Source organism: Bacillus massiliigorillae (assembly GCF_000380245.2).
Lineage (GTDB): Bacteria > Bacillota > Bacilli > Bacillales > DSM-1321 > Bacillus_AD > Bacillus_AD massiliigorillae.
The window spans coordinates 2,669,005-2,690,872 of record NZ_HG428741.1 but is presented as its reverse complement, the minus strand read 5'-3'; the positions used below and the strand labels follow the sequence as shown (position 1 = coordinate 2,690,872).

Here is a 21,868-nt window from a genome sequence, read left to right as displayed (position 1 = left end):
TTTCTAGTTTTTTCTTTAGACAATTTTACCTATCGGAAATAAAGCGCTTTCTTGTATTAATTTCTAAAAAAAAATATTGTATCATAGCGTTTGTAATGCTATGATTTTTTAGGAAATGAGGTCTGTAGTCTGACTTTTGATATTTATGTAATTTAGATTCGAAAGGTTTTTTGTGAAACGACACTGTTTTTAACATAGATAATAAATTTATGGGTAACATTAAACAGAGGAAATTCATAAAAAGACTAAAGCTCATTAAAACAAGAATTTTTTATTAAAGGAGTTTGAATAAATATGTTACAACAAACATTTAAAGTAATCGCTGATACGGGAATCCATGCACGTCCTGCTACTTTACTAGTTCAAGCAGCTGGTAAATTTGATTCTGATATCAACCTTGAATACAAAGAAAAGAAAGTTAACCTTAAATCAATCATGGGCGTTATGAGCTTAGGTATTGGTCAAGGAGCTGAAATCACTATCAGTGCTGAAGGTTCTGATGAGCAAGATGCAATTAATGCATTAACAGAAACTTTGAAAAAAGAAGGATTAGCTGAATAATGACGACAATGTTGAATGGTATCGCTGCTTCAAACGGTATTGCGATTGCTAAAGCATATCGTTTAATTGAACCTGATCTAACTGTTAATAAAAAAGAAATTGCAAATGTTTCTGAAGAGGTGAGCCGCTTTCAAGCTGCTGTACATACTTCAAAAACAGAATTAGAAGCTATTAGAGAACATGCTAACAAAGAACTTGGAGCTGATAAGGCTGCTATCTTTGATGCACATCTATTAGTTCTAAGCGATCCTGAATTATTAGGACCAATCGAAGGTAGAATTGAGAGTGACTCTGTAAATGCAGAATTAGCTCTTAAAGAAACAGCTGACATGTTTGTTTCTATGTTTGAATCAATGGATAATGAATACATGAAAGAAAGAGCTGCTGACATTCGTGACGTAACGAAACGTGTTCTTTCACATCTTCTTGGTGTTCAAATTCCTAACCCAAGCATGGTAACAGAAGAAGTAATTGTCGTAGCTGAGGATTTAACTCCATCTGATACTGCTCAGTTGAACCGTACTTATGTGAAGGCTTTCACAACTGATATTGGTGGAAGAACATCACATTCTGCTATTATGGCACGTTCTTTAGAAATCCCTGCTGTAGTAGGTACTAAAGAAGCTACAACTACTATCCAAAACGGAGATATCATCATTGTTGATGGATTAAGTGGACAAGTTCACATCAATCCAACTGAGGAACTGATTGCTGAATATAAGCAAAAAGCCGAAGCTTATGAGCAACAAAAAGCAGAGTGGGCTAAGCTTGTAAATGAGAAAACGGTTTCTAAAGATGGTCACCAAGTTGAATTAGTAGCTAATATCGGTACACCAAAAGATATTAAGGGTGTTGTTGAAAACGGTGGCGAAGGTGTCGGTCTATACCGTACAGAATTCTTATACATGGGTCGCGATAACTTCCCTACGGAAGAAGAGCAATTCGAAGCGTATAAAGCTGTATTAGAAGGTATGACAGATGGTAAGCCAGTTGTTGTTCGGACACTTGATATCGGTGGAGATAAAGAGCTGCCATACTTAAGTTTACCTCACGAAATGAATCCATTCCTTGGATATCGTGCAATCCGTCTTTGTCTAGATCGACAAGACATGTTCCGTACGCAACTTCGTGCATTATTACGTGCAAGTTCATACGGTAACCTAAAAATCATGTTCCCTATGATTGCTACACTTGATGAGTTCCGTCAAGCGAAAGCAGTGCTTTTAGAAGAAAAAGCGAAGCTACAAGCTGAAGGCGTGACTGTTAGTGAAACAATCGAAGTAGGTATCATGGTTGAAATTCCATCAACTGCTGTAATGGCAGACTTGTTTGCTACAGAAGTTGATTTCTTCTCAATTGGAACAAATGATTTAATTCAATACACGATGGCTGCAGATCGTATGAATGAAAGAATTTCGTACCTGTACCAACCATATAACCCTGCTATTTTACGTCTTGTTAAAAACGTAATTGATGCAGCACACAAAGAAGGCAAATGGGCTGGAATGTGTGGAGAGATGGCTGGCGATGAAATCGCTATCCCATTACTTCTTGGTTTAGGATTAGATGAGTTCTCAATGAGTGCAACATCAATTCTTAAAGCACGTTCTCAAATTAAAAACCTGTCTAAAGCAGACATGGAAAAATTAGCAGAACAAGCATTACAAATGAAAACAAATGACGAAGTATTAGAAGCAGTTAAAGCTGCAGTAGAAGCTAAGTAATTTGTATAGATGAAAGAGGCTGTCTGGAAAGTGACTTTTAATAACTTTTCGGACAGCCTCTTTTCGTTTACTTCTTGTATATAAAGGGTATTGAATATATATAGACAGTAGTCTTTAATATGGTTTGAATCGTTCTTTTTTTCAAAACAATTCTTATGTGATACTCTTATCATATTAAGATTTTATGTTTTGAAAATGGATAAGGGGATGAAGAGATGGGAAGATTAGATAATAAAGTAGCTGTTATTACTGGTGCTGGTGCCGGTCTTGGGAAAGCGATTACAATGTTATATGCAAAAGAAGGTGCAAAAGTTGTAATTGCGGATATGAATATGGAAGCAGCTGAAGAAACTGCAAAAGAAATTATTGATAAAGGTGGACAGGCTATTGCTGTAAAAACGAATGTAACAGAAGAAGAAGATATTCAAACTATGTATAATACAGCCTTAGAAAAATTCGGTACAGTAGATATTCTTGTGAATAATGCTGGTATTGGTGATAATATGTATGCAGCTGCTAATGTTCCTGATGATGTATGGGATCGTGTTATTGCAATTAATACAACTGGAGCTATGCGTGCAATGAGAAAAGCACTACAAATCTTTGAAGAGAAGAAATCTGGGGTAATTGTAAATATGGCTTCTCTATCAGGTGTTCAAGGTGGTCGTGGTGGCTTAACGTATACCGCATCTAAATATGCAGTGGTTGGTATGACTAAGAACGTGGCAGCGCACTATAACAATTTAGGCATTCGTTGTAATGCAATTGCGCCATCTGCTGTTCCTACTAATCTATCGAAAGCTATGACACAGCCAGATCCATTCGGTATGGAACGTGCTGTAGCGGGTCTGAATCTGATGCCTCGTTCTGGAACAACTGAAGAGATTGCGAATATTGCTCTATTCTTAGGTTCTGATGAATCATCATTTGTCAATGGTGTAGTTGTTACTGCTGATGCTGGTTGGTCTGCATATTAATAAAGTGTTCTTTAATCGGTGAGGTACTCTCACCGATTTTTTATCGTTGAAAAATTCGAATATGTTATACTAAGTACAAATATGAAGCTTATTATGAAAAAAAGAGGTGGCATGATGGGGAAAGTAACAAAAGAAATGGTTATCGGTTTTATTGGCACAGGTGTTATGGGAAGAAGTATGGCACTAAACATTATGAACGCAGGTTATAAATTAGCTGTATACACACGCACAAAAGAAAAAGCCCAAGAGTTATTAGATAAGGGAGCGAACTGGGTAGAATCACCGAAAGAACTAGCTAGTCAAGCGGATGTTATTATTACCATTGTAGGCTATCCTCATGATGTAGAAGAGATTTATTTAGGTGAAGAAGGCCTCATTCCAAATGGTCGACCAGGTACGTATTTAATTGATATGACAACATCAAAACCTTCTTTAGCGAAAAAGATTTACATAGAAGCAAATAAAAAAGATATGAAAGCATTAGATGCACCAGTTTCAGGCGGTGATATTGGTGCGAAAGAGGCTCGTTTAGCGATTATGGTTGGTGGAGAGGAAGAGGCATTCAACGATGTGAAACCAGTTCTTGAAGCGATGGGCACCAATATCGTATTACAAGGTCCAGCTGGTAGTGGTCAACATACAAAAATGTGTAATCAAATTGTGATCGCATCTAATATGATTGGTGTTTGTGAAGCAATTGTTTATGCTGAGAAAGCGGGTTTACAACCGGATCGTGTGCTACAAAGTATTTCTACAGGAGCAGCGGCAAGTTGGAGTTTATCTAACTTAGCTCCACGTATTTTAGAAGATGATTATTCACCAGGCTTCTTTGTTAAACACTTTATTAAAGATATGCAGATTGCACTTGAGGAAGCGGAAGCGATGGATATGGAAACGCCAGGCTTATCTTTAAGTAAACGTATGTATGAAGAAATAGAGAAAAAAGGCGAAGAAAATAGCGGTACACAAGCATTGCGTAAGTATTGGGATAAATAAAGAGTAACGACCTTTTCTCGGTTTGCCATGGAGAAAAGGTCGTTTTTTTAGCCTACATTTCACCTCATATATTTTTTCAGAAGTGCATAAGTATTTGGAGAAGAAAGGAGGAAGGGAACTATGGGCATATTCGATGACCTTAAAGACCAATTTCTAGAATTGCCAGATGGCTATTATGTAGTAAGAGTAGAAGGTTATTCACGAGATAAGACGATTCATGGTGTGCGACCATTAAAATGGCAGCTGAAGCTTATGAATGAGGAAAGCGGTCAGCTGCCAACTAAATTTAGCCATATTGAGAATAATGCTGGTTTTCATATATTGTTACGAGAACTTAAAGAGTTAGGTATTAGTAAACCTCAAAATGCTAATGAACTTGAAGAAGTTTTGAATACCTTAATCGGTTGTTTACTTGAAGTTCATGTGACGACAACCAATAAAGAAGAAGGCTATCGCGATGTGAAATTCGTTCGGAAATTGTTTTAAGAACGATGGTTTGTTAGAAATGTTTCAATTCGATTTAAACCTTCTGTTAATCTTTCCATTGAATACGCATATGAAATGCGGAAGAATCCTTCTCCCTCGGCAGAAAATGCACTCCCAGGAACAACCGCTACATTATTTTTTTGCACAAGTTGAAGTGCAAAATCAAAGGATGATGTAAATCCATCCGGCATTTTAATTAGAAAATAAAATGCTCCATCAGGTTTCACAACATCGAGTCCCATCTTTTGTAACCTATCATAGACATAATCACGACGCTTCTTATATTCTTCTTTCATAGCCATTGGGTCGTTCTTTCCAACAGTTAGAGCGCTAATAGCAGCCATTTGCGATATAGAAGAAGCACAAGTTACATTGTATTGGTGAACTTTCAAAATTTGCTCGCATAGAGCTTGTGGAGCGTATAAAAAGCCGATGCGCCATCCTGTCATAGAGTGTGACTTAGATAACCCATTAATGATAATTGTTTGTTCTCTCAAAAAAGTTGCAATACTTGTATGTTCTTCATCAAAAACAAGCTCGCTATAGATTTCATCGGCAAGGACGATAATATTTTTACCTTTTAAGAGCTGGGAGATTTCTTTCAGCTCTTCACTTGTTAAAGTAACACCTGTTGGGTTAGATGGATATGGTAAAATAATGCAACGTGTTTGTTCAGTAATGTAAGGCTCAATTAATTGAGCTGTCAATTTAAAACCGTTCTCCGTTACATCAATATAGACTGGTTTTGCACCACAAAGCTTAATGATTGGTTCATATCCTGGATAAACAGGTCCAGGTAGAATAACTTCACAGTCCTCTGCAAGAATAGTCCGTAGTGAAACGTCTATTGCTTCACTAGCCCCCGTTGTGACAATTACCTCATTGTCAGGATTATAAGTTAATTGGTATTTCTCTTTCATATAATCGCTGCATGCACGGCGTAATTCGATATAACCTGCATTATGCGTATATACAGTGTAGTCCTCATCAATTGCTTTTTTAGCAGCTTCTTTAATATGTAATGGAGTTGGAAAATCGGGTTGTCCAATCGTTAGAGAAATTGCATCTTTATATGGTGCAACAAGATTGGAGAATTTTCGTATCCCTGAAATTTCGATGTCTTTTACGCGTTGATTAATGATATCCAACATACTTACCCCCTTTAATAATATGTTTAGTGTACCATCTTTTTTTGATTTGTTCATAAGTGAGTTCATGAAATAAGGATGGAATGGGAAAATATAAGAGAAATAGAACTTAAATAATAATTAAATATTTCTATTTTTATTAATAATGATTATTTTAAGGAAGCAGTAAATTCGTTGCTATAATAACTAATGATGTATGACATTACAGGAGGCTTTAATCATTGACACAAAATCAATCTAACAACCAAGAATCAGTCACTTACGCTTCTTTTGGAAGACGCTTAGCTGCATATTTAATTGATGGTATGATATTAAGTGCGATTATTTCTACTTTAGCTGCATTGGGAATACTATCGCTCATAGGAGTGAATCTAGATTTATCTCAACTTCAAGATCCCTCTTATTCACTTGCAAACAACAAAGGATATTTATTTGCTACATTTATAGTGGGAACTCTGTATTACACGCTTCTTCAATCTTCAAAATGGCAAGCAACCATTGGTAAGAAATTATTAGGAGTAAAAGTAGTTACTTTAGAAGGAGATCGTATTAGCTTCTTTAGAGCAATAATTCGTCACCTGGTGATGTTTTCTATCTCTAGCTTATTTTATTTTGGTTTCATTATGGCGCTATTTACGAAAAGAAAGCAAACTTTACATGATTTATTAGCAAAAACACTGGTTATTAAAGAGACTAAATAATCTCGGTGATTTATTAAACCGCAAAGAAGCTGTTCAAAAGATTTTCCTTTTGATCAGCTTCTTTTTTATATGGTCAATATTTTTTAATAGTACTGTACATATTAACAACATATATTGTGTAAGAAATGGAAGGTTGTAGTGGAGTTATATGTATAAGAAATTAATTATTTGGTTTGGTGTATTAGTGCTTGTCTATTTTTTAATAACAGTAGTCTTTCTTTTTTCTTTTGACAAAGAAGTGAGTAAAGAATACATTTCATCTCATTCATTGAGTCGCTTCTATTCTGATACGATTGGTCCTGATCGTGCTGTTTTGGTGGATCTACCTAGGGAGAGCTCGATCGTTAGGGTGAACATGATTGAACATGCTAAAAAGTCGATAGATATTTCATACTATTCCATGGAGTCTGGACAGGTAACATCTACTTTCTGGGCACTTTTATTTGAAGCGGCTGATCGAGGAGTACGAGTAAGAATCATTTTAGATGGCGTTGCCAATGGAGTAAAGACAAAGCAAAAAGAAATTATGTATGCAATAAAAAATCATCCCAATATTGAATTAAAGTTTTATGAGGTACCTAATGTAGTAAAACCATGGACTTTAAATAACAGGCTACATGATAAATATATTATTGTTGATCAATCTATTGCAGCAATAGGAGGTAGGAATATAGGTGATCGTTTTATGGCTCCTAATGGTTACAAGGGGGAAATAACTTATGACCGTGATGTAGTAATTTTCAATAACAAGAATGAAAATAGTGTTATCCATGATTTGTCACAGTATTTTAAGCAGATTTATGATAGCCCTTATTCAGTAGATTCATTAAATAAACTGTCACTACAAGAAAAGAAGCAGGCAGTTGGAAAAACTAAACAACTACAAGCACTTTTAGAAAAAGAGCGTAACAGAAAGGAAAATATCTTTAATAAAACTATCGACTGGCAGGCAGAAACTTTACCAACTAACAAAATTACCCTGATTCATAATCCAATCAATCGTTTTAATAAAGAGCCTTGGGTTTGGTTTGAAATCAATCGGGTTATTTACTCTGCGAAAAAATCTGTGTTTATTCAAAGTCCTTACATTGTTCCTGCTAAAAAGATGATGAATGGCTTTTTTCCTAATGTTGCAAAACAGGGTGTGGATATAACTGTATTAACGAACTCTAGAGGATCAACACCTAATTATCCAGCTTTTTCGGTATATTTGAATGAGCGTGATAAAATAGTAGATTCTGGGGCTGCGGTGTATGAATATCAAGGTGAGCATTCCATTCATACAAAAGCTTATAGTATTGATGATGATTTGAGCCTTCTAGGTTCTTTTAATATGGATCCAAGAAGTGCTTTTCTAAGTACGGAAACCATGATGGTTATTCATAGCAAACAAGTGCATAAGCAACTGGAAAGTATTACAGATGTGTATTTACAAAAAAGCTTGCTTATTGGTGAAGATTATGAATATATGATGGATGCGAATAGTATAGAGGAAAGAAGCTCAAGCCGAATGAAAAATATATTACTGTATGTTGTTGGTTTTTTTGGAAGGTTTGTCTCGTTTTTATTATAATAGTGAGTTAATTATTTTAAGATTTTATTTTTTTAGAAAATATAGTAACTATCAATGTGAAAAATGGTAAAATATATAAAAGTGTATTTTGAAAAGGAAGAAGCAGATGCTATATTTTGAGCAAGTATTATTTTTATTTTTCATAATTATTGGTCCAATCATTTTTTATCAATTTTATTGTGATGATGAAGAGTATTTTCCATCACATTGGAAACCGCAATATATATTTTTCGCTCTTATGTGTTGTTCTTCTTCTTTACTTATGCATTTTTCTGTGTTTCAAGTGCTAGACTTCCCTGTTAGTTTTTTTTCTTTAGTCGTATTGTATACGTTTCTTTATGGAAATAAGAAGTTAGGCTTATTTTTATTACTTTATATAACTGGCTATGATTTTATTATAAATGATCGTGATAATTTTATTTTTTATTTAGCTACAGCTTGGGTTTTTATTATACCTATAGTTATTAAAGCTGATTGGCAAGCTTATTCGAAACGAAATAAAATCAGGTATTCTTTTTTTATTAGTGCATCCGTTTGCTTTGGCTATTTAATCATGTTTTGGTTGGCTGCTATTAGTAATAATGATGTGCACGTAGGGGATATTTCACTTTCAATGATTCTGTTCGTTTTTATTTGTTATGTAAGTATATTTTTTTTCATGGTCTATCTAACAGAATTTTTAATTGAAAATAGACGACTTAAGCTAATGGCTCAAGAATCAGAGAAATTATTAATTGTAAGTGAACTTGCAGCTAGTGTTGCACATGAAGTAAGAAATCCACTTACAGTTGTTAAGGGATTTGTTAAACTCGTTGAACCCGAGGTCAATGATACTAGTAAAGAGTATCTTAGACTAGTACTTTCAGAGTTAGATCGAACAGAAGCTATTATTACGGACTATCTAAATCTAGCAAAGAAGAATAAAAGATTAGATAGTGTTTTTTCAATTTCTGATATGTTAGAAACGGTTTATTCAGTCATGAGTATATATACAGGTATAAAGGGAATCGATTTAACGCTGAAGAAAGAAGAGGAATTATATATATTTGGTGATATCGGTAAAATGAAGCAAGTTTGTTATAATATCATCAAAAATGGAGTAGAAGCCATTTCACACTCAAATGGAAAAATTTCTCTACAATGTTATTGTAAAGCTGACGAGGTAGTTATTGAAATTCAAGATAATGGTATAGGGATGGAGAAGCATGAAATGTTGAGAGTGGGAGAAGCGTTCTATACTAGCAAAGAGACGGGTACTGGACTTGGGATTATGATTACGAAAGCGATAGTTGAAGAACATAATGGAATTATTCGTTTTGAGAGTGAAAAAGGAATTGGTACAAAAGTCACGATGACTCTCAAAAGATGTGAATGTGAATAATTTTTAAAAATGGGTGAAAAATTAAAAATTTCGCTAAAGTATTACACTGAATGAACGATATGTAATACATAATATAGATAACCGTTTTATCGGGAAGGGCGAGAAGATATGGACAATAAAAAAGGAATTTTATTGGAAAGTGGTACAAATGAGCTAGAAATCGTAGGGTTTGGAATAGGTAATAATAAATTTGGTATTAATGTTATTAAAGTCAAAGAAATTATTAATCCAGTGCCAGTAACCATTGTTCCGCAAGCGCATAAAAATGTGGAAGGAATTATTGAGCTTAGAGGGGAAGTATTGCCAGTAGTAAATGTGGCAACAGCGCTAGGGTTTCCTCCATCAGAAAATGAGAAACAAGATAAGTTTATTGTTGCCGAGTTTAACCAACAGAAAGTGGTCTTTCACGTACACAGTGTTACACAAATTCACCGTATTTCTTGGGGGCAAATTGAAAAGCCTTCTGAGATGTATCAAGGAATTGAGAGCCAAATTATTGGTGTTATTAAATTAAATTCTGAAATGATTTTATTGCTTGATTTTGAAAAAATTGTTGTTGAAATTAATCCGGATTCAGGAATTAATGTACAGCAGGTAAAGAAGCTTGGGAAGAGAGAGCGCTCTGATAAAAGGATAGTTGCTGTTGAAGATTCACCGTTGTTGCGTAAACTGCTTCACGATACACTATCGGAAGCTGGTTTCCAATATATTGAATTTTTCGAGAATGGTCAAGATGCGCTCAATTATTTAGAAGGACTTATCAAGGAAGGGAAAAATATTGCCGACCATGTTCAAATAGTAGTAACAGATATTGAAATGCCGCAAATGGATGGCCATCATTTAACGAAAAGAATTAAAACACATAAAGAGCTAAGTAAGTTGCCTGTTATTATCTTTTCATCTCTAATCACAAATGATTTAAGACATAAGGGACAAATGGTTGGAGCTGATGCGCAAGTTAGTAAACCAGAAATAACAGAACTGATTTCTCTCATTGATAAATACCTACTCTAAAATAAAAGCTTTTTACTAAGTGTCAGATGAAAGTAAAAAGTCAATGTTGCATATGAGAATTGGAACTATGTGGATCAGTGATCTTTCACCATTACTTCTTTGAACTCTCCTATCTTAGACAATGAAGGTTAGCTGCACAAATATGGGGAGTTGGATGAAGAAATGAAACCACCAAACTTGATTATTCAAGCAAAGCAATTTGCAGAAAAGGCGCACAGCGGTCAGACTAGGAAATTAAATAATGAACCATTTATGAATCATCCTAATCATGTAGCGGATACCTTAATTGAGGCGGGTTTTAGTGATGTGGTGGTAGCTGCTGGATACTTACATGATGTTGTAGAAGATACAGTTGTACCGCTTCAGGAAATTGAGCAGAAATTTGGTCTTGAAGTGTGTAGACTTGTTAATGGCAATACGGAAAATCGGAATTATTCTTGGGAAAAGAGAAAGTTACAAACCATCGAAAATGCAAGAGTTGGTTCATTAGAAGTGAAGGCATTGATTGCTGCCGATAAATTTGATAATTTAACAAATGTGATGCACTATTATAAGGTTATGGGGGAGTCAGTGTGGTCTGTATTTGTTAGAGGCAAAAAAGATCAATATTGGTATTACTCAGAAGTGGCCAAAGCGTTATTTATGAATATTGATGAGTTAGATATACCTCTTTTTTTCTATGAATATAAACGTTTAGTTGAGAAACTACATGAAATCCTTGAATCTGATATGGAAGACGCTAAATAGGTAGACAAAGTGAAACTTTAATTGGTGGGGGGCGTTCATCCTCTACCGATTATTAGTTGAACCAATCGGGCTCTTACTGGTGCTTGATCTCTTACTTACACGCTACGTGTTGTATCTGTCATGTTGAAGAGGGAGTCTTAGCACTAGGTTGAACGGGATAAAAATATAAAAGCGATCTTATTCTCTTTAGAAGGGAATGAGATCGCTTTTATTCTTTTATTTTAAATAAAATCATATTAGTACAGTAATTAATAGAGATCTTTTCCAAGAAAAGAAGAAGTAAAAATATTAGAAGATATTTTCCGTTTAGGTTTCGCATAGGTATGTCCAAAAGGTTTAACATTCTCTTTCTTAGATTCGCTTTCGCGAGCTCCGACATAATTATAAATAATTGCTTTAGCTCTAGATAAAGACATCTGAGTTTTAGGATTTCGTTTGTCTGGAATTCTGTTTCCTAAATGAGGTAAGGTTTTAATATCTTCTTTAGATGGAGGTAAATGAAATATATAATCTCCACATTCAATAATAACATCAGACTGTTGTTGTGCGTTTCTTGGATTGTCAGAGAAATGTAATCCAAGCTTCGTTGCTTTACCCTCTTTAAGCATTTTATTGATAGCCGATTGCTTTAAATCATATAATAATTTAGGCTTAGGAGCGGCTTTAGCATGTTTATTGATAATAAAAATTGCTTGTGGTAGTTCCTGTACGGATTGGTGTTTTGTTTTGTTTTGGTCCATTTTGCAACTCCTTTCTATGTACAGAATTTTCATAAGTCATTATAACATTTTGCTACATTAAAGTGATAGAAACATCAAAATATTCTTCTTTTTTTAAGAATTGCTTCATAGTTTTTTCTTAATTGAGGAGAAAGATGAAACTGAGGTTGTATATGTATATATTATACTCTTTGTTTATTTTTACAAACAGCAAAAGCTGCCTTTCATGAAATTGGCAGCTTTTGTATGTTGGTGACATGATTTTTTCAACATTTCACATTGTCCAATCTTACACCTATCTTATGGCTCCTTGTTAATTAGAAGAAATACTAGGCAGTTTATCTTTTAATTAAAAAGGATGGATGTTGCCTATTTATTTTGTAATTATGTTTATATTCTCTGTGATTCCACCGTGAATTGGTGTGAAAGATTGAGGAGATTGATTGAATGACGTCATTTGATATGGCATTGGTGGCGGGTATGCTGGTGGAGGTCCCATAGGTCCCATAGGTCCCATAGGTCCCATAGGTCCCATAGGTCCCATAGGTGCTACGGGGTAAGGTGGATATACTGGATAAGGTGGTGGGCAACAAGGTTTGTTAAATAATGCTGGCCCAATAGCAAGTCCTCCAAGTCCTCCAAGAGCAAGTCCTGCTACAAAGGGAAAAAGTAGTGGAAAGAATCGTTGATCTTCTGGGTTTATATCATAAAAATCATGGTCATTACGAAACTCACTGTTGTTATAAATGAACCCATTAGAATATATAATGGGAGATATTTCATATGGATTATAAGCCGAATAGTACATTACTATGCCTCCGTTTCTTTTTTTCTATATATTGTATGGATACAATATGAAATTGAGCCTGTACACGGCAGAAGCAAAGTGAATATTATAAATGGTAGAAAGGATAGAATATGGATAATGAAGGTGTATTTACTAACATTAATAGTATTCTCTCCTATTTTATTTATTGGCTTATATTGTATTTCAGAAAAAATAGAAATATAATGATGATAACTATTAGGAAAAAATTGTATGGGGGAAAATGTACGGTATTAGTAGTTTCGCATTATATTTAGGGTGTGATAATAGTGGGTAATAATGTGATTCAATTTAAGCATAGCAATGATATTGATTATTTTATTTTAATGCAGGGTAAAAATCTATTTGATAGAGCGTTTAAAAGAATTACAGATTCTCTAGTAATTATCCAAGTAGAGGAAGAGAATCGTTTTCGTTATGTTTACGCTAATAAGTATGCGCTTGAGTCACTTTGTCTGACAGAACATTCGTTAGGGAAATTAATTGAAGATGTTCATGATGAAGGCATGACGATAGCGATGAAACGTGAATTAAAACGTTTAATGGAAGATGAAACGGAAGAAATGACTAGATTTGCTTTTGATGGAATAAATACAAAAGACAGTGTGTTTGAAGTTATATTATTACCTGTGAAAAATGAAGAAGAACTTATTCTTTATTTTGTGGGGTGGATTAAGAAAGCTGATGATAATCAAATGCTAGACAGAAGTGAACAGAAGTTGTTACAAGATATTATGATTCAGTATGCCAAAAGTAAAGAACTAATTCATTTTATGCTACATCATGATTTATTGACGGGCTTGTATAATCGAAAAGCCTTATTCAACAATATGGATATGGAATTAGAGAAAGCAAGAAGTGATGATTATGAAATAGCTATTCTTTATATAGATTTAGATCGTTTTAAATTGTTTAATGAATCAATGGGGTATTTTATGGGCGATCAGCTGTTAAGAAATGTTGGTGACAGATTATTATCTATTGAGGATTCTAATTATTCCGTCTACAGAATTAGTGGAGATAATTATGTCATTATTTTACCACGTTTAAACCGTGATGCTGCTGCTCTTTTTGCTACAAAAGTATATGCGAGTTTTGATGAACCTTTTGTAATAAATCAGCAAGATTATTTTATCACTCCGAGTATAGGGATTTCCATTTATCCGTTGGACGGTTTAGATAGTGAGACGTTAATTAGAAAGGCAGATGGCGCATTATATCAAGTAAAGGCAAGTGGTGGAGGGCATTTTCAATTTTATAGCAATGCACTACACGAACATCTTCCAAATGTGTTTAAGATGGAAGCGAAGTTGAGGAGAGCATTGGAACGGAATGAATTATCAATCTATTTTCAACCACAAATAGATTTGCAAACAGGGAAAATTACTAGCTTCGAAGCTTTACTACGTTGGCATAATCCAGCCCTTGGATTTGTTTCTCCTGCAGAATTCATTCCTATAGCAGAAGATACTGGGCTTATCATTCCTATTGGTGAATGGGTTATAGAAGAAGTATGTAGAGTGATTAAATTGTGGACAGAAAAAGGATATGAGCCTGTGAAGGTTGCTGTGAATTTATCACCGAAGCAGTTTTTGCAGCCTACCCTACAGGATGTCATCCAATCATTACTTACGAAATATAATATTGCTCCATCATTATTAGAAATTGAAATAACAGAAGGTGCAATGCAAGATACATCAGAAGCATTAAAGATGTTAAATAAATTAAAGTGGTTAGGTGTGTCTATTTCAGTAGATGATTTTGGAACAGGATATTCCTCTTTAAGTTATTTAAAGCAGTTTCCGCTAGATACATTGAAAATTGATCGCTCTTTTGTGAGTGAAGTTTTATCTGATCATAAAGATGCTGCTATAATAACGACAATTATATATTTAGCGCATAGCTTAGGGTTAGAAGTGATAGCTGAAGGTGTCGAAACAGAAGCACAAGCGGAGTTTTTACGAAGTGTAAAATGTGAGAAGGCACAAGGTTTTTACTATAGTAAACCACTGCCAATTAGCGAAATTGAAGAAAGATATTTTATGAATCAAATTTAAGAAGGAGGCGTCCCAGTAGTGATTTTCTATCACTGTCAGGACGCCTCTTAACGCTTTTAAGGTGCTTCGTACTTGCTTACATTTAATAGGTGAAATAGTTAAGTTACCTGAAAAGGTTAATTTTTTGCTTGTAATGTGAAGATTGTGATTTCTGGTCTAGTAAAAAAACGAAGTGGCATTCTAGTCGTACCTAAGCCCTTATTTACATATAATTTCATATTCCCAAGGTTGTACATTCCTTCATAGTATTTCTTCGCAAATGGTGGGGTAATGAGAGCGCCGTAAAAAGGGATTTTTACTTGCCCGCCGTGACTATGTCCACTTAGTTGAAGGGAAACATTTTCATTCTTTGCTCTGTCTGCAAAATCCGGTGCGTGGGAGAGCAGAATGGAGTAGGCGTCTTTTGGAATATTATTCAGTGTGTTTTCCCAATTGGGTCTCCCTAACATGGCATCATCAATTCCTGAAATATATATAGATTGTTTCAAGCTGTTTGTAATAATAGTGTTAGCGTTTTGTAATACCATAAAGCCACTGTCTTCCATCGTTTGCTTATATAAATCTGAGCCATATCCTCCATGATCATGATTGCCGAATATACAAAACTTCCCGAATGGTGCATGAAGTTTCTGTAATATAGGAATGATTTTAGTTGGAGAATCATAATGATTCGGCTTGTCCATTAGATCTCCGGTAAATACAATAAGATCAGGCTGAATTTTGTTTATTAATTGTACTGTTTTTTCAAGGTTGTTTAATTGATATTGAAAGCCTAAGTGTGTGTCACTAAATTGTACGATAGTAGTGCCTGAGAATCCGTTTGGAATATATTCATCAGAAATGGTATGATTAGTAATATCAATCCAATAGGGTTCGATGTATTCAGCGTAATAGCGACTACCAACTCCAATGCCAGAAATAGAGAGAATAGTCGCGATACTTCTCTTTAAAAAAGTTCTACGGTTAAATTTTTTTTCCATCTTATTTCAAACCTATCTTTTATGATGAGTTATTCTCATAATATGTTTTTTATATTAAAGTTGAGAACATAATGTTTTAAAAATATAGAAGAAATGAACGTAAAGTGTTTTTTAGAGTATATCATTTTTTATTTACATAAAAGGAATGAAAAAATTTCTTATTGCATATTAGTGGGGGTCCTTTATGATTATACATCCTATGATCATCACTTTTTTTATATTACTAATTGTTACTTCATTGTTTATTCAAAGTAAATATAGACCTGATTTAATCGCGGTTGGATCTTTATTAACGCTAACGATATTAGGAATTCTTACTCCTGAAGAGGCGTTGGCAGGATTTTCAAATTCCGTTGTTATAATGATAGCAGGTTTATTTGTTGTGGGAGCTGGTATTTTTGATTCAGGCTTGGCAAAGAATATCGGAAATTCTTTGTTGAGATTAGGAGGCAATAGTGAGCGTAAATTACTGTTTATCATTATCGTAACTGTTGGATTATTTAGTGCTGTGTTAAGTAATACAGGTACTGTGGCAGTTCTGCTGCCTGTCATTATGAGTATCGCGTTAGAACTGCGTAAAAGTCCTTCACGCTTTCTGTTACCATTAACCTTTGCAAGTAGCTTAGGAGGCTTATTGACGATTATTGGTACACCTCCGAATTTAGTTGTGAGTGATGCACTAGTAAAAGGTGGATATGAGAAGCTCGGTTTTTTTGATATTACTGGGATAGGAATTATAGCATTAACAGCAGGGTTAGTATTCATGATGACAATAGGGAGGAAGCTACTACCGAATCATGAAGCAACACCATCATCTAATGGAAAGAGTCTTTCAAGTGGGGAGTTAGCTGGCTTATATAAAGTGTATGATCAATTGCACTTTGTATATGTTCCAGAAACATCTGATATTGTTGGTGAAAGATTGGCAGATTTGAAATTACCTTTAAATTTCGAAATAACTGTAATTGAGATTGAACGTAGAATAAAAGAGAAGTTATCGATTAAGCAGTCGAAGCAAGCTATTGTTGCAAGAGCGAATGAAATTGTTCATCCGCATGATTTATTACTGGTTTTCGGTGGTATATCAGAAGTAGAACGATTCGTTAGGCAATATGAATTAGAACAAAAATCATTTGACTTGGTTGATATTAAAGCGCATTTTCTTGGTAAATCCTATGGGATGACTGAAATATTAATTGCTCCTCATTCTAGCATGGAAGATCAGACAATTGTTGATATACATTTTAGAGAAAAATATTCTTGTAATGTTTTGGCAATTAATCGTAAGGGAGAATATATCCATACCGATTTCATGAAGGAGAAATTAAAGCTTGGAGATGCGTTACTCATTCATGGTAAATGGGAAAATATCGAAATGTTATCGCAGGATAAGCATGATGTGGTTATACTTGGAACGATTTCTGAAGAAGCAAATGTTGCATATGCAAGTGGAAAGGCGCCAATTGCGGCGGCTATTTTAGCCTTTATGCTTGTATTAATGACCTTTGAAGTGATATCACCGGTTATCAGCGTTTTGCTCTCGGCGTTTTTAATGATTGCAACAGGGTGTATCCGTTCTATTGAGGTAGCTTATAAAAAAATTCAATGGGAATCTGTTATTTTGATTGCGGCTATGTTACCTCTCGCTACTGCGCTTGAGAAAACAGGTGGGGTGCAATTTATTAGTAATGGTATGCTTGATATTTTTGGTGATTTTGGTTCTTATGGAGTATTAATTGGTCTATATATTATTACGACGTTACTTTCACAATTTATAAGCAATACAGCGACAGCGGTTATTTTAGCACCGATAGCTATTACAACGGCTACAGGAATGGCTATTAGTCCATATCCGTTACTTGTAGGTGTAGCTGTTGCTGCAAGTATGTCATTTTCAACACCAGTTGCCTCTCCAACTAATGCTCTTGTTATGACAGCAGGAGGTTATAAATTTAATGACTTTATTCGAGTTGGAGTACCATTACAAATATTTGTTGGGATATTTGTCTTGATAGCTATTCCGCTGTTCTTTCCTTTTTAAAAATGAATGAAATAAATCAATAAAAAGGTTGTCTTGTTAGCACTACATTTAATCATGCCTTCTACTCTGAAGGTATAACTCAGATGATAAAACTCATGAGAAGGAAAGAGAACATAAAAGGTGTCCAATAGTGGTTATCAATCACTATTGGACACCTTTTTTTAAAAGATCAAGAAAGTATATAATTTTTTGGGGGTGTCTAACCTTACACCTGCTATGCTCGGAAATAAGCCAACCTGTTTTGAAAACCAAGTGCAGGTTTTCAAGAACAGCTCATCTTATTTCTGCCGCATAGCTCTTTTTTGATTGGGAGTAAATCAAGGAGCATAAACATCAATCAAAAAAGACCGGTGACGGTTTTTCTTATAGGTAAAACTAAATATTATTTTCTATTGCCTAACCTTATATAACTTTATAAAGAATCTGGCAAGAAATAAATACACATTTCGATTGCGTCAGAGCAGGCTTCTAAAGTTGCAATCGTTCGTGGGTTTGGATTTGTATATATAACAGGGTAATCTCTTTCATCAAGTTCTATTTTCGGATAGAAGGCCAGCTTTTCTTCTTCGAGAGAGAATTCAGCCTCAATACCTGATTTATTACCTCTTGCATCTAAACGAATCCAACGTTGTAGCGAATGGATATAAACGGCGTTTAATGCATGGATACAGTAGCCTTTTTCGGGCGTATCAAAGGTCATAAGGCGTTGATAGCAGAAGCCTGTTGGTATTCCTTCAGAACGCAATAATGCGGCTAATAGAGTTGTCTTTGCATAACAAATCCCGGTGTCATATTGGATAACATCAGATGCCTTTCTTGTCACTTTACGGTTTTGGATGTCCCAAGAATGTGATATACGATCTCTTACGTAAAGAAAAGCGGCTTGGATTTTTTCTGTCTCACTCTGTTCTTCGTTAAATATTTGTGCTGTTATAGCGCGGATTAAATAATGGGAGTAGTCGATTAAATCGGTTTCTTGTAAATAGTCTTGTAAATTGGCTGATTCGGGTTCCAGTTTCATATTTTAACAGCATCCTTTTTTATGAAAATTTTGTATGTGAGTGTGTTTAAAATCATGATGCTCAATAAGTTTGTTGCGATTATTTTGGTGGTTTTATTTAAATTTTCTTATTAATTAAAATAATATTATTTTACTCTATTTATATGTAATAAATAAAGTGAAAAGAATGATGGCGTAAAATTATAACACATAGTTTATTTTAGGACCTTTAACTTAGTGCGTTTAACTTCAACCTGTTTTACAATAATGGTATAATTTAGCTATCATGAATATGTTCGGAGGGTACAACATGGATGCAATGGAAGTGTTGACAAATCTTGAACATCTACAACCATTTTTTCAACCTATTTTTAGTGCAGATGATCATGTCGTGATCGGGTATGAGATTTTAGGAAGATATGTAAGTGATTCAGGTGTAGAAAGTTTAGGATCTTTTTTTCAAGATGAATCAGTACCGGAAGAGTATAGGGTAGAAGTGGATAATTATATACTTAGACTTGCACTTGAGAAGATAATGGATAATGATGATGAAAGTCTCATATTTATTAATCGAGATCCGAATCTATTAATGCTTGACCACGGTGCGGGATTCTTAGAAATTGTTAAAGAATATGTAAGTGAAGAGAATATGACTCGAATTGTTATTGAGCTTTCAGAGAAGAAGTTTGATGGTGATATGGAAAGTTTGCATCATTTATTGTCATATTATAAGACATATGGCATTAAGGTGGCGATCGATCATTTAGGCGCAGATAGTCATTTAGATCGTATTTCAACGCTGTCTCCTCATATCTTGAAAGTCAATTTAGAACAGCTTAATCAGGGTTGGGATACGCACAAAGATGTAATTACTTCAATTGGTGTCTTAGCTCGAAGAATAGGTGCTATACTCTTATTTGAAAGCATTGAAACGGTATATCAGCTACAATTTGCATGGCGTAATAGTGGTAGATATTATCAAGGGTTTTACTTATCTGAGCCAAATGCTACTTTCATAGAAAGGGAGCAATTGAAAGAGCGTTTTAGAAAAGAATGTCATAGTTTTATATTGGCTGAGAAAAGAAGCTTGGAGCAAAGATTTACTAAAAAGAAACAATTGCAAGAAGAAATTCGGTTAATTGTTCAGAAAACAAAAATATCTGGTGCAGATATCGAACAGCTAAAAGCCTTAGCAAGTTCGTTAGAAGCATTTTCGTTTCGATTATATGTTTGCGATGAGGATGGTTTTCAAACGTCCCCAAACATTTTAAAGAAGCACGGAGAATGGATGATACAGGAAGAATATCAAAATAAGAACTGGAGTTGGAGACCGTATTTCTTAAAAACAATTATCAAAATGAGAAACGATCAAAAGGGTGAACTATCTGACTCATACAGTGATATTGAAACCGGTGAAACAACGAGGACATTCTCAATTCCATTAAACGAGAGTGAATATTTATTTGTAGATTTATCCTATGATTACTTATATGAACATGATGTGTTCTAAAAGAAAATTGAAGTAGCTTAATAAAAAAGAGATTGCCTAAAAATACTTTTGGCAATCTCTTTTTTGTTTAAATCGATAACAGTTTCTCTATTCGTTCTTGGTCAAATCCAATGAGTACTTCATCTCCAATAACAATAACTGGTGTTGAATAAGCATCGTACTTAATCATCATTTCTTTCTTCGCTTTACTGTCACGTGCAATATTTTTCTCTTCAAAAGGAATACCATGATTCTTTAAATAAAGTTTTGTAAATTCACATGGTGGACAATTTGGTTGTGTATAAACTGTAACTGCTTGCATAATTTCCTCCAAAAAAGTTCTAAAAGAAGTATTATAGCATATGAAGTAGAATTCTTATTGTATTACTCCTTTTTGTAATGAATCGATGACTCCCATTGAAGATACTTTGGCGTCTAGTTCTAATATTTCATATACAGGATGATTATCTGGAATATGATAAGCCGATAAATGTTTTCTAAAGCGATTCATCAATAAGTCACTTGCAAGCTTCATTCGTTCTTCAGAATCAGTTACTTCATCCATCGCTATTTTGCCACATTCGATGAAAATAGGTAGCCATTGACGTAACTGTTTAAATACTTCTGTAGGGTTATTACTATGTCCGTAGTGACCGAAATATATATAGTCAGGATTAAGACTTTCAAATAATGCAATCGATTGCTCCATAGCAATAGGGTTGAATTGGCTCGGAGAAGTAGAAGGTAGGAACAATTGTGTTGAACTGTTGTCTAGTTCACGATATTGAATGCCAGCAGTGTCACCAGTGAAAATGCCATTTGTTAAAGAATCATGGATGGCAATATGATGATTGGCGTGTCCAGGTGAATCATAGAAAGTCAGTGTGCGATTTTCTAAAATTAATTGATCACCATGTTGTGCAATTTTGATACGGTCTTTCGGAATAGGTACAATTGGATTAAATAATTCATCGAAATCGTCGCCGTAAACAGCGCGTGCTCCAGCAATTAGTCTGCTTGGATCTTCAAGATGTCTTGCTCCTTTAGGATGAACAATTATATCAGCGTTTGGACATTTTTCAAGAAGTAGCCCAGCTCCACCAGCATGATCTAAATGAATATGAGTAACAATAATATGATCAATATCATGTAAAGCGATATTCATTTCTTCTAGCCCTTTTAATATGTACGGGATGGAGGGGCTGGCAGATGTTTCAATGATTGTCACCTTATTTCCTTTCATAATATAACAACCAGTTCTTTTTTCACGTTGTAAGTCGTGACAATCAATACAATAAATAGTACTATTAATTTGTTCAACTAATGTCAAAATATTACCCTCCTATATGCGATAATACTATTATTGTAAAAGTAAATGATTATAATGTAAATAATGATTAAAAATTCAGAATTTACTTAAGCGTAGCGAGTGGATAATATTTTATGTT

20 protein-coding genes are annotated in these 21,868 nt (G+C 34.5%); 13 read left to right on the top strand and 7 right to left on the bottom strand.

The features are described from left to right. The first annotated feature begins 294 nt into the window (after positions 1-294). The 5 genes from TX86_RS12460 (at position 295) to TX86_RS12440 (ending at position 4,744) form a co-directional block, all read left to right on the top strand. On the top strand, positions 295-561 hold the full coding sequence (locus TX86_RS12460; protein ID WP_042349122.1) for a phosphocarrier protein HPr: 267 nt from the start codon (positions 295-297) through the stop codon (positions 559-561). Further along, positions 561-2,285 (top strand): phosphoenolpyruvate--protein phosphotransferase, encoded by a 1,725-nt coding sequence (ptsP, locus tag TX86_RS12455; RefSeq protein ID WP_042349121.1) that lies wholly within the window; start codon positions 561-563, stop codon positions 2,283-2,285. Before TX86_RS12460 ends, ptsP begins: the two co-directional genes overlap by 1 nt. Positions 2,286-2,500: 215 nt before the next feature. After that, on the top strand, positions 2,501-3,262 hold the full coding sequence (locus tag TX86_RS12450; protein ID WP_042349120.1) for a glucose 1-dehydrogenase: 762 nt from the start codon (positions 2,501-2,503) through the stop codon (positions 3,260-3,262). 93 nt (positions 3,263-3,355) lie between these two features. Continuing rightward, entirely contained in the window at positions 3,356-4,258 is a 903-nt protein-coding gene (locus TX86_RS12445) for an NAD(P)-dependent oxidoreductase (protein WP_230203614.1), read from the top strand. A 120-nt stretch (positions 4,259-4,378) separates the two neighbouring features. Then, on the top strand, positions 4,379-4,744 hold the full coding sequence (locus tag TX86_RS12440; RefSeq protein ID WP_042349118.1) for a hypothetical protein: 366 nt from the start codon (positions 4,379-4,381) through the stop codon (positions 4,742-4,744). Here the strand turns inward: TX86_RS12440 and TX86_RS12435 are convergent. After that, complete coding sequence (locus TX86_RS12435; protein ID WP_042349117.1) at positions 4,741-5,895, bottom strand: aminotransferase A; 1,155 nt, start codon at positions 5,893-5,895, stop codon at positions 4,741-4,743. The genes TX86_RS12440 and TX86_RS12435 overlap by 4 nt on opposite strands. A gap of 218 nt (positions 5,896-6,113) precedes the next feature. On the opposite strand from TX86_RS12435, the gene TX86_RS12430 reads away from it, so the two are divergent. The 5 genes from TX86_RS12430 to TX86_RS12410 all read left to right on the top strand — a co-directional run bounded on the left by TX86_RS12430 (position 6,114) and on the right by TX86_RS12410 (position 11,308). Further along, entirely contained in the window at positions 6,114-6,593 is a 480-nt protein-coding gene (locus TX86_RS12430; RefSeq protein WP_042349116.1) for an RDD family protein, read from the top strand. Between the two features lie 148 nt (positions 6,594-6,741). Then, positions 6,742-8,166 carry a phospholipase D-like domain-containing protein gene (locus TX86_RS12425; RefSeq protein ID WP_052343650.1) on the top strand — a complete coding sequence of 475 codons (1,425 nt, stop codon included), beginning with the start codon at positions 6,742-6,744 and terminating at the stop codon, positions 8,164-8,166. Between the two features lie 106 nt (positions 8,167-8,272). Continuing rightward, positions 8,273-9,547, top strand: a complete 1,275-nt coding sequence (locus tag TX86_RS12420; RefSeq protein ID WP_042349115.1) for an ATP-binding protein — start codon at positions 8,273-8,275, stop codon at positions 9,545-9,547. A gap of 108 nt (positions 9,548-9,655) precedes the next feature. Beyond that, positions 9,656-10,561 carry a chemotaxis protein gene (locus tag TX86_RS12415; RefSeq protein ID WP_042349114.1) on the top strand — a complete coding sequence of 302 codons (906 nt, stop codon included), beginning with the start codon at positions 9,656-9,658 and terminating at the stop codon, positions 10,559-10,561. A gap of 162 nt (positions 10,562-10,723) precedes the next feature. Next, positions 10,724-11,308 carry an HD domain-containing protein gene (locus TX86_RS12410; RefSeq protein ID WP_042349113.1) on the top strand — a complete coding sequence of 195 codons (585 nt, stop codon included), beginning with the start codon at positions 10,724-10,726 and terminating at the stop codon, positions 11,306-11,308. A gap of 248 nt (positions 11,309-11,556) precedes the next feature. Here the strand turns inward: TX86_RS12410 and TX86_RS12405 are convergent, their stop codons facing one another. Both TX86_RS12405 and TX86_RS12400 read right to left on the bottom strand, forming a co-directional pair. Then, entirely contained in the window at positions 11,557-12,048 is a 492-nt protein-coding gene (locus tag TX86_RS12405; protein WP_042349112.1) for a YkyB family protein, read from the bottom strand. Between the two features lie 352 nt (positions 12,049-12,400). Continuing rightward, positions 12,401-12,835, bottom strand: coding sequence for a hypothetical protein (locus TX86_RS12400; RefSeq protein WP_042349110.1), 435 nt, complete (start codon positions 12,833-12,835; stop codon positions 12,401-12,403). Between the two features lie 287 nt (positions 12,836-13,122). On the opposite strand from TX86_RS12400, the gene TX86_RS12395 reads away from it, so the two are divergent. After that, positions 13,123-14,910, top strand: a complete 1,788-nt coding sequence (locus tag TX86_RS12395; protein WP_052343649.1) for a putative bifunctional diguanylate cyclase/phosphodiesterase — start codon at positions 13,123-13,125, stop codon at positions 14,908-14,910. 116 nt (positions 14,911-15,026) lie between these two features. Here TX86_RS12395 and TX86_RS12390 read toward each other — a convergent pair whose 3' ends face one another. Next, on the bottom strand, positions 15,027-15,890 hold the full coding sequence (locus TX86_RS12390) for a metallophosphoesterase (RefSeq protein WP_042349109.1): 864 nt from the start codon (positions 15,888-15,890) through the stop codon (positions 15,027-15,029). Between the two features lie 184 nt (positions 15,891-16,074). On the opposite strand from TX86_RS12390, the gene TX86_RS12385 reads away from it, so the two are divergent. After that, a complete protein-coding gene (locus TX86_RS12385) occupies positions 16,075-17,931 on the top strand; it encodes an SLC13 family permease (RefSeq protein WP_042349108.1) in 1,857 nt (618 codons plus the stop codon). A gap of 412 nt (positions 17,932-18,343) precedes the next feature. Here the strand turns inward: TX86_RS12385 and TX86_RS12380 are convergent, their stop codons facing one another. Beyond that, the gene (locus tag TX86_RS12380; protein ID WP_042349107.1) at positions 18,344-18,952 is read right to left on the bottom strand and encodes a transglutaminase-like domain-containing protein; all 609 of its coding nucleotides are present in this window, start codon (positions 18,950-18,952) and stop codon (positions 18,344-18,346) included. Positions 18,953-19,241: 289 nt separating this feature from the next. Here TX86_RS12380 and TX86_RS12375 point away from each other — a divergent pair, with 289 nt between their 5' ends. Continuing rightward, positions 19,242-20,441, top strand: a complete 1,200-nt coding sequence (locus tag TX86_RS12375) for an EAL domain-containing protein (RefSeq protein WP_042349106.1) — start codon at positions 19,242-19,244, stop codon at positions 20,439-20,441. Positions 20,442-20,508: 67 nt separating this feature from the next. On the opposite strand, the gene TX86_RS12370 is transcribed toward TX86_RS12375, so the two are convergent. Next, a complete protein-coding gene (locus TX86_RS12370; RefSeq protein ID WP_042349105.1) occupies positions 20,509-20,742 on the bottom strand; it encodes a glutaredoxin family protein in 234 nt (77 codons plus the stop codon). A gap of 54 nt (positions 20,743-20,796) precedes the next feature. Further along, positions 20,797-21,750: an MBL fold metallo-hydrolase gene (locus TX86_RS12365; protein WP_154663105.1), complete on the bottom strand. Its 954-nt coding sequence runs from the start codon at positions 21,748-21,750 to the stop codon at positions 20,797-20,799. Between the last annotated feature and the right edge of the window lie 118 nt (positions 21,751-21,868).